8 protein-coding genes are annotated in these 9,078 nt (G+C 73.2%); 4 read left to right on the top strand and 4 right to left on the bottom strand.

The genetic code is table 11. From position 1 onward, the window contains the following. Window positions 1-101: 101 nt before the first annotated feature. The gene (locus ACFXGA_RS20260) at window positions 102-1,202 is read right to left on the bottom strand and encodes a polysaccharide lyase family 1 protein (RefSeq protein ID WP_378090043.1); all 1,101 of its coding nucleotides are present in this window, start codon (window positions 1,200-1,202) and stop codon (window positions 102-104) included. Between the two features lie 369 nt (window positions 1,203-1,571). Here ACFXGA_RS20260 and ACFXGA_RS20255 point away from each other — a divergent pair, with 369 nt between their 5' ends. Further along, entirely contained in the window at window positions 1,572-2,858 is a 1,287-nt protein-coding gene (locus tag ACFXGA_RS20255; RefSeq protein WP_378090041.1) for an MFS transporter, read from the top strand. A gap of 99 nt (window positions 2,859-2,957) precedes the next feature. Here ACFXGA_RS20255 and ACFXGA_RS20250 read toward each other — a convergent pair whose 3' ends face one another. Both ACFXGA_RS20250 and ACFXGA_RS20245 read right to left on the bottom strand, forming a co-directional pair. Beyond that, complete coding sequence (locus tag ACFXGA_RS20250; RefSeq protein WP_378090039.1) at window positions 2,958-3,749, bottom strand: ABC transporter permease; 792 nt, start codon at window positions 3,747-3,749, stop codon at window positions 2,958-2,960. Continuing rightward, window positions 3,746-4,708 (bottom strand): ATP-binding cassette domain-containing protein, encoded by a 963-nt coding sequence (locus ACFXGA_RS20245; RefSeq protein ID WP_378090037.1) that lies wholly within the window; start codon window positions 4,706-4,708, stop codon window positions 3,746-3,748. The genes ACFXGA_RS20250 and ACFXGA_RS20245 overlap by 4 nt, the downstream gene beginning before the upstream one ends. A 201-nt stretch (window positions 4,709-4,909) precedes the next feature. On the opposite strand from ACFXGA_RS20245, the gene ACFXGA_RS20240 reads away from it, so the two are divergent. The 3 genes from ACFXGA_RS20240 to ACFXGA_RS20230 all read left to right on the top strand — a co-directional run bounded on the left by ACFXGA_RS20240 (window position 4,910) and on the right by ACFXGA_RS20230 (window position 7,473). After that, window positions 4,910-5,635 (top strand): helix-turn-helix domain-containing protein, encoded by a 726-nt coding sequence (locus tag ACFXGA_RS20240; RefSeq protein ID WP_378090035.1) that lies wholly within the window; start codon window positions 4,910-4,912, stop codon window positions 5,633-5,635. A gap of 255 nt (window positions 5,636-5,890) precedes the next feature. Continuing rightward, window positions 5,891-7,090 (top strand): hypothetical protein, encoded by a 1,200-nt coding sequence (locus tag ACFXGA_RS20235; RefSeq protein ID WP_378090033.1) that lies wholly within the window; start codon window positions 5,891-5,893, stop codon window positions 7,088-7,090. After that, a complete protein-coding gene (locus ACFXGA_RS20230; protein WP_378090031.1) occupies window positions 7,087-7,473 on the top strand; it encodes a hypothetical protein in 387 nt (128 codons plus the stop codon). Before ACFXGA_RS20235 ends, ACFXGA_RS20230 begins: the two co-directional genes overlap by 4 nt. A 176-nt stretch (window positions 7,474-7,649) precedes the next feature. Here the strand turns inward: ACFXGA_RS20230 and ACFXGA_RS20225 are convergent, their stop codons facing one another. Further along, on the bottom strand, window positions 7,650-8,957 hold the full coding sequence (locus ACFXGA_RS20225) for a hypothetical protein (RefSeq protein ID WP_378090029.1): 1,308 nt from the start codon (window positions 8,955-8,957) through the stop codon (window positions 7,650-7,652). Window positions 8,958-9,078: the final 121 nt, after the last annotated feature.

Here is a 9,078-nt window from a genome sequence, read left to right as displayed (position 1 = left end):
GCCCTCGTCCGCGACGGCCCAACCCCCTTGGTCGCCCCCTGCGGCGGCCCCGGGTCGGTCCGGGAGGGCCCGCCCCCCGCGGGCGGCCCGTCCGGGCTCGGTCAGCAGGAGCCGTCGGACTCCCGCAGGCCCGTGTTCGCGCCCGCCGTCCGACTCACGATGTTCGGCACGCACTCGGCCCGGTCGAGCGTGAAGCCGTACGGCACGGTGACGCTGGTGGTCGACTTGACGTCCGGACCGGCGGGGTTGGTCTCGCTGTCGCGGGGCGACCAGGTCACGTTGTCGAAGATGTTCCCGCCGACCTGCCAGTACCCGGCCTCGTCGGTGTAGAACGTGCCGAGGACGTCCTTCGAGTTCTTGAAGTAGTTGTTGTCCACCCTCGCCTTGGCCCCGGCCCGGGAATTGATGCCGGATTCGTTGAGGCTCACGTAGTGGTTGTTGTAGATGTGCGCGATCCCGCCCCGCAGCAGCGGCGCGCGGGAGTCGATGTTCTGGTACAGGTTGTGGTGGTAGGTGATGAAGCCGTTCGACAGGTCGCTCTCGCTGGACCCGACCAGGCCGCCGCGACCGGAGTTGCGCAGCGTGCTGTAGGACAGGGTCACGTACTGGGTGTTGTCCTTCATGTCGAACAACCCGTCGTAGCCCTCGGACTCGCCGCCCGACGCGAGCAGGTTGACGTGGTCCACCCAGACGTTGCGGACGTTCTTCTCCATCCCGATGGCGTCGCCGCCGTTGGACGTGGGCGACCCCGACTTCTTGACGTTCCGCACGGTCACGTTGCGGATGATGATGTTGCGGGACTCGCGGATGTGGATGCCGATCTGGTCGAACACCGCCCCGGCCCCGACGCCGATGATCGTGACGTTGCTGATCCGCTTCAGCTCGATGACACCGGAGTTGGTGTCGCAGCTGTCGCCCGAGACCTTGGCGGTGTTGCCGTGGTTGATGGTGCCCTCGACCTGGATGGTGATCGGCGTCGAGCTGCCGGCCCGGCTGCACAAAGCCTGGTGGATCTGCGTGCCGGTGGTGGCCCGGACCGTCGCCCCGCCCTGACCGCCGGTGGTCCCGCCGTTCTGCGACGCGTACCCGGTCGCCGTGCCGGCCGCCGAGGCCGGCGTGGCGCCCAGGACCGCCCCGGTCGAGACCGCGAGGACCACCGCGGCCACCACCGCGGGCGCCCGCCGTGCGACTGATCGATTCATTCCGTCTCCTGCGTCGTCGAAGGTCCGGTGGCGCCGTCCCATTCACCGGTGCGCGCACTCGCGCGTCGGATCCGTGAACGGCGCTACCGGGCGGCGGTGCCAGCAGCATTGCGCACGGCCGCGCGGCGGACAATAAATTTCACAGCCGTGAACGAATCGGGGTCGGATTCACGGATGTGATCGGGCGGACCGTGCCCCGGAATTGTCGGAACGCCGCGCCGCCGCCGGGTGGCGCATTTCCGGCCGCGACCGGCCGGCCGGTGATCTGGCCGTGCGGGCCGCGCACCCCCTACGGTCGGGTGCGCGGCCCGTGACGACCGACCTGGGGGAGATGTGGAGCGGCGTTCACCCACCACCGAGGAGCCCGCGGTGCGCGCGGTGCGCGCGGCCACCGTGCGCCTGGTCCCGTTCCTCGGCCTGCTGTACCTGCTCAACTACCTGGACCGGGTCAACGTCGGGTTCGCGGCGTTGACGATGAACGCCGACCTCGGCATCAGCGCCGCGGCCTACGGGCTCGGCGCGGGCCTGTTCTTCATCGGGTACTTCCTCTTCGAGGTGCCCAGCAACATCATCCTGCACCGGGTGGGCGCGCGGGTCTGGATCGCCCGGATCATGGTGACCTGGGGCATCGTGGCGTCGGCGACCGCGTTCATCCGGGACGAGGTCGGGTTCTACGTGGTCCGGGTGCTGCTCGGGGTGGCCGAGGCCGGGTTCTTCCCGGGCATCGTCCTGTACCTGACCTACTGGTTCCCCCGCGCCCGGCGCGCGAAGATCGTCGCCCTGTTCTTCCTGGCCGTGCCGCTGTCGTCGGTGCTCGGCAGCCCGGTCTCCACGCTGCTCATGCAGTACGGCGACGGCGTGCTCGGCTTCGACGCGGGGTGGCGCTTCATGTTCTTCGTCGAGGGCCTGCCGTCGGTCCTGCTCGGCGTCGCGGTGTTCTTCGTGCTGCCGAACCGGCCGCGCGACGCCCGGTGGCTGGCGCCGGACGAGCGGACCGCGCTCCAGTCGGCGATCGACGCGGAGGACGCTCGGCAGGTCGGCGGCGAGGTCGGCGTCAGGTCGGCGTTGACCAACCCGCGCGTGCTGGCCCTCAGCGTCGTCTACTTCGGCATCGTGTTCGGCCTGTACGTGCTGGCGTTCTTCCTGCCGCAGGTGGTCAAGGGCTTCGAGCGGCAGTTCGACACCACGCTGAGCCTGGCCGGGATCGGCCTCGTCACGGCGGTGCCGTACGCGTTCGCCGCGGTCGCGATGGTGCTGTGGGCGCGGCACTCCGACCGCACCGGCGAACGGGCGTGGCACGTCGCGGTCGCCGCGTTCGTCGGCGCGGTCGCGATCGCGGCCGCGCTGTACCTCGACTCGCCGCTGCTGGTGATGGCCGCCATCACGGTGTGCGCGATCGGCGTGTTCGCCGCGATCCCGGTGTTCTGGCAGTTGCCGAACGCGTTCCTGGTGGGTGTCGGCGCGGCCGCCGGCATCGGGCTGATCAACTCGTTCGGCAACCTGGCCGGGTTCGCCGGCCCGTACCTCGCGGGCTGGCTGCAGGGCGTGACCGGGGACTTCCGCGCGGGCATGTGGGTCGTGGCGGCGTTCATGGCGCTCGCCGGGGCGATCGCGCTGTCGTTCCGCCGCACCGGTCCCGACTCCACAGTGGACTGACGAGCCCGCCCGGGACCGGCGGTTCGGGCGAGGGCGTGGCACAGGGGCCGGGAACCGCGGCGCCGGCGGTCGGCAGGACGCCGCGGAGCCGACCGGCGTTCACCCCGCGGGCTCGCGGTTGTAGAGCCTGCGGGCCCACAGGTAGCCGCCCACCGTGATCAGGGCGCACCACCCCACGGCCAGGATCGCGCTGTGGCCGATCGGCGTGCCCGACAGCAGCCCGCGCAGGGTCTCGATGAACGGGGTGAACGGCTGGTACTCGGCGAACCACCGCAGCCCGGCGGGCATCGAGTCGGTGGGCGCGAAACCGCTGCCCACCATGGGCAGGACCATCAGCGGTGTCAGCATGGTGCTGGCGCCGGCGACCGTCTTGGCGACCATGGCCAGGGCGACCGACAGCCAGGTCAGCGCGAGCACGATCAGCACGAGCAGGCCGACCGCGCCGAGCCACCCGCCGGGGCCCGCGGTCGGCTCGAAGCCCACGAGCAGCGCGACGCCGACGACCGCGGCGATGCTCAGCAGGGTCTGGACCAGGCTGCCCACCACGTGACCGGTGAGCACCGAGACGCGGGCGATCGCCATGGTGCGGAACCGGGCGACGACGCCCTCGGTCATGTCGATGGCCACGGAGATCGCGGTGCCCTGGGCGGCGGTCGCCGCGGTCATGAGGATGACGCCCGGCACGACGTAGTCCACGTAGGCGTCCCGGCCGCCCGACGCCCCGCCGAGCCCGGCCCCGAGTATGCCGCCGAGGACGTAGACGAACAGCAGCAGGAAGACCACCGGGACGCCGGCGGCCGTCAGGACGAGCGTCGGGTAGCGCAGCAGGTGCCGCAACTGGCGGCGGACCATGGTGGCCGAGTCGGCGAGGGCGTGCGACGGGGTGCTCATCGGGCGGGCTCCTGCCCGGTGACCGGGTTGCCCGTCAGGGCGAAGAAGACGTCGTCGAGGTCGGGGGTGTGGACTTGCAGCTCGTCCACCGCGAGCGAGGCGTGGTCGAGCCGGTCCAGCAGGGCCCGCAGCGACCGGACGTCGCCCCGGCCGGGGACCTGCAGGGTGCGCGCCTCGTCGTTGCGGGACACCGCGTCCAGCGTCCGGACGGCGCGGTCGTAACCGCCGCGGTCGGCGAACCGGAGCGTGACGTGGCCGCCGCCGACCTGCCGCTTCAGCTCCTCCGGGGAGCCCCTCCCCACCACCTTCCCCCGGTGCAGCACCGCGACCCGGTCGGCGAGGCGGTCGGCCTCCTCGAGGTACTGGGTGGTGAGGAAGACCGTGACGCCCTCGTCGGCCACCAGCCCGCGGATGACCTCCCACATGGCACGGCGGCTGCGCGGGTCCAGGCCGGTGGTCGGCTCGTCGAGGAAGATCACGCGCGGCCGGCCGACCAGGGTCATCGCGAGGTCCAGGCGGCGGCGCAGCCCCCCGGAGTACGTCGCCGCGGGCTTGCGGGCCGCGTCCACCAGGTCGAACCGCCGCAGCAGCTCGGCCGCGCACGTCCGCCGTTCCCGGCGGGGCAGGTGGTTCAGGTCGGCCATCAACAGCAGGTTCTCCTCGCCGGTGAGGAAGCCGTCCACCGCGGAGAACTGGCCGGTGACGCCGATCGCGGCGCGCACCGCCCCCGGTTCGCGGACCACGTCGTGGCCGGCGACCCGCACCTCGCCCGCGTCCGCGCGGATCAGCGTCGACAGGATCCGCACCGCGGTGGTCTTGCCCGCGCCGTTCGGGCCGAGCAACGCGAAGACCGACCCCGCGGGGACGTCCAGGTCGACGCCGTCGAGCACCACGTGGTCGCCGTACGCCTTGCGCATCGCCCTCGCCGCGATCGCCGGGTGATCGGGATCGGCAGTCATCGGGTTCCACTCCCCCCGTCGATTCTGTTCACAACGCGGCGAAAGTTACGTTGCATATACGATATCGTCAATCAATCTCCGGCAACGCAACGATGTTTCTGCTGCTAGATGACTCGATTCGTTGCAAGGGCACTGTCGGGTAATGCAACGACGGCCCGTTGCACTAAGCTGCCGCCGAACACCGACAGCGGAGGACAGCCGATGCCCGGTGAGAGACTCACCCTCCAGGACCGGCAGCAGATCGCCGCGGCGCTGCGCGAGGACCTGACCTACGCCGCGATCGGCCGCCGCATCGGGCGGCCGACCTCCACCGTCACCCGCGAGGTGATGCGCAACGGCGGCCCGCGCGGCTACCGCGCCGAGGCGGCCCACCGGGCCGGCGCCCGACCGGTGCGCCGGCGGGGCGCCGCGCCACCGGGCAGCGCCGCTCCCGGCGGGCGCGATCCGCGGGTCGTGGACGAGGTGGACGCGCAGAGCGTGGCGCTGATGATGCGGGCCGGGCTGCCGAACATGATGGCCAGGGTCCTGGCCGCCCTGTTCACCACCGACAGCGGCAGCCTCACGTCCGCGGAACTGGTGCGACGCCTGCACGTCAGCCCCGCGTCGATCTCCAAAGCCATCGGCTACCTGGAGGAGCAGGCACTCGTCAGGCGCGAACGCGATCCCCGCAGCCGCGCCGAGCGCTACGTCGTGGACGACGACGTGGCGTTCCGGTCGATCATGGCCGGCGCCCGCAACCAGATCGAGATCGCCGAGGCCTGCGGGCAGGCGGCCGAAAAACTCGGCGCCACCACCCCCGCCGGCGCCAGGCTGGCGACCACGAGCCGGTTCCTCCTCCACGTGATCGACGACCTGGTCCGATCGGCCCGGCACTGGCACGAGGTCCACTCCGCTCCGCGGACCTCCGACGGCCGACGTCCGCAGTAGTGCGGTCCGCCGCCCGTTCGGGGCCGGGACACTGGCGGTCTCGCCGAGTCACCGCGCACTGCCCCGCTCCCCGGGGTGGAGGGGGATGTCGTGTCGGCGTCCGAGGACGAGTCGCAGGATGAGGGGACAGCGCCCGAGGCAGGGCTCGAACCGGCTCTGCGGATGCCGGGACCGCGCACCGGTCCCGCTCCGGAACCACGTGCGGATACGCCGACGAACGATTCGGGTCCGCTGCGGGACCGTCGTCGCCGACCGGTGGAGCCCTTCACGGGTTCCGCCCCGACCGACGCGCCCGGCCGGGAGTCGTGGCGGTTGCCGGCCCACCTGCTCGGTGTGGCGGCGACCACGCCGTCGGGCGAACCGGCCCAGACCACCGGGGTGGTGCTGGTGAACGTGGGCCGCGGCGCGGTGCTGAGCGTCGCCGGCCACGCCCGGGCTCCGGTTCGGGTGACGGGTTTCGGGCGGTTCTTCCCCGCCCGAACGGTGCACCTGGTCACGCCGACCGCGGCCGTCGCCGCCGACCACTGCCGCCTGGAGGCGGTCGACCACTACCACATCGCCTCCGCCGGCGTGCGGATGGACCAGTTGCGCGAGCTGTCCAACCGCGGTCGGCAGGCGTTGTCCGACCTGGTGGCCGACCCCGGCGACGCCGCCGCGCTCGCCGCGGTGCAGGAGGCCGCGGCACGACTGGTCGCGCGGGTGGACGCCGGGCCGCCCGAGGTGGTCACCCGGCGGGTCGTCGCCGAACCCGGGATCACCATCGACGACCCGACGCTCGTGCAGACCGGCGACCGCAGCACGCTCGACCTGAACCTGCGCTACGTCGCGGAGGAAACCGTGTTCCCCCTGGCGGAGTTGCTCGTCGGGGACGCGGACCTGTGCGTGGCCCTGGCCCACGCCCTGGCGGAGCCCTCGCCCGGTGAGCGCACCGCCGGGTTCCTGCGCGCCCTCGTGACCGCGACACGGGGCGTGGACGACGAGACCGGCCTGCGCCACACCCCGGACCTCGACGCCGTTCCCGCCACCGACCTGCTGGCGTGGTTCGGCCTGGCCCGCGCGGAGAACGCCTCGGTGGTGATGATCGGCCACGACAACCGCGTCACCCGCACCGCGGTGGTCGACCGCCCCGACGCCGCGACCGGCGACCTGCTGCGCGACCTGAACACCGTCCGGCGGCAGCTCGACCTGCCCGAGGTGACCGACGTCGTCGACCTGCCGCCGACGCCCGCGCTCGACCCGGTCCCGCACCCCTCCGACCCCACCCGCGATCCGGCGACGGCCGTCGAGGAGTCCGCCCACGGCTGGGACGACCGGGTCGCGGACCGGACCCGGCACGGGCCCGCCCGTCCGGACACCGACGAAGTCGCCAGACCGGAACCGGAGTGGCCGGCCCGGGCCCCGCGCTGGGAAGTCCGCGAACCCGACATCGACGACGAACCGGGGGGACCTTGGTGAACGAAACCCGTTACCGCCGCAAGCGTGCCGTGGTGGTGGTGACAGCGGCCGTCGTGCTCGCCGCAGGTGTGCTGGTGTGCGTGCTGGTCGACCTGGACACGGCGGACCGCCTCGCCAGCGTCGCCGCCCTGTTCGTCGCCGTGACCGGCCTCGCCCTGACCCTGTTGCACCGCATGGCACCCGCCCCGGCGAACACCGGGCACACGCCCGCCCCGGACACCGCGGCACGGCCGAGGACCGGGGGCACGAGCGCCATCACGATCAACCAGTCGGGCGGCGGTGTCGTGCAGACGGGTGAGGGCGCGCACGCGGAAGTCCACCAGGAGATCCGGCTCGGACACCCCGGCGGACCATCGCGCCGCACTCGCCGTCGAAACGCCTGACGGCGCGGCCCGCCACCGTGACCGCTCGAAGAACGCGGCCCCCGGAGCCGACCGGGTGATCGTCCGGTCGAACCGCGGTAGGCGGTCCCTCCGACGGTCGAACGCACGCTCGGACCCCCTGGCGTGTGCGGGGAGGTGTGCGGCCGGACCGGGTGCCGGGTCCGGCCGCGCGCGGGTCAGCGTTCGCGTTCCACGTACAGGCAGTACAGGTCGAACCCGCCGGGGCTCGCGTCGAACTGCTGGACCAGCTTGCCGCTGTCCTCGAACTCGGCGAGCACGTGGTGGGTGCCCTCGCCCAGGCCGACGGCGAACAGCGGCCGCCCGACGGGCGAGTCGCAGGCGGCCTCACCGGCGCCGGGCGCGTAGGACTCCGGGCAGTTCGCGCACGGCGGCAGGGTGAACTGGTGCGCGGTGGAGCCCGCCAGCTTGATGGTGATCGAGCTGTTCACGGTGTTGTAGAAGGTGATCGTGATCGGGCCGCCCGCGCCGAGGGGCGCGGGCACCGGCACCCGCGCGCCGGTGCCGACGGCCACCTGGGCGGCGAGCTGCGCCGACTGGGCCTGCGGCAGGTCGCCGTGACCGGGGAACGTCCTGACGAACCGGTCCAGCGTGGCGACCGCGGCCGACCCGTCGCCGTCGCGCAACTGGTTCAGCCCGCAGTCGAGCATGGCGCGCGGGTACCGGTTCTTCGCATCGCCGGCCACCTTCGCGGCGACGTCGCTGGTCCGGCCCGCGAAGAACGCGAGGACGTCCACCACCTGGCACGGCTTGCCGGCGGCGAGCGGCGCGGTGGCCGCCGCGTAGAGCGCGTCGAACGCCGCGGGCACCTCCTCGGCGCTCGGCGTGCCGCCGAAGTCGTCGGCGATCGCCTCCAGCGCGGTGGTCGCCCCGTTGACGCCGACGGGGGTTTCCGCGGTGAACGCCTTCGCCAGCCGCAGGTAGGCGTCGGCGACCTCCGGGGCGAACGACTCGTCCTCGGCGAGCAGGTCGCGGTAGACCTTGATCGCATCGGCGAGCCGGCCCTCGTCGCGCAGGCCGCGGGCCCAGGTCGTGTAGGTCTCGATGAGCCGGTCGTGCACGATCGGGCCCAACGGGCTGTCCGGGTGGTCGCGGCGGAACCGGACGTAACGCTCGACGGCGGTCTCGCCGTCGGAGCCGGCCGCGCCGGTGAAGTCGGCGCACTCGACCAGGCCGCGGTCCGCCGCGGCGACGTCCGAGCTGAGCGTCAGCTCGTAGGGCCCGGTCACGGCGTTGAACCGGCCGGTCGCCGTCGCGCAGTCACCGCGGCCCTGCGCGGCGACCCCGTCGTCGTACGCGGCGCGACCCAGCAGTCCGTACCCGAGGTACGCGCCCACCAGGGCGACCACCGCGACGATCCCGACCACCACGGGCCGGCGGGTGGTGACCGGCGGGTGCTTCGCCGCGATCCGCCACGCGTCGAGGACGAGCAGCGCGAGCCAGCACGCCGCCAGGACCCGCCACAACCACGGGTTCGGCGCCCCCGGGGGGGGGGCCGCGGCCGCGCCCCCGACCCCCCCCCGGGCGCGCCCCCGCCCCCCCCACCCCCCGCGCGGGTGGGGGTTCTATCTCCCCGCCCCGCGCGGG

Source organism: Actinosynnema sp. NPDC059335 (assembly GCF_042752395.1).
In the GTDB taxonomy this organism is placed as follows: domain Bacteria; phylum Actinomycetota; class Actinomycetes; order Mycobacteriales; family Pseudonocardiaceae; genus Actinosynnema.
This window is presented reverse-complemented; position numbering and strand designations above follow the sequence as displayed.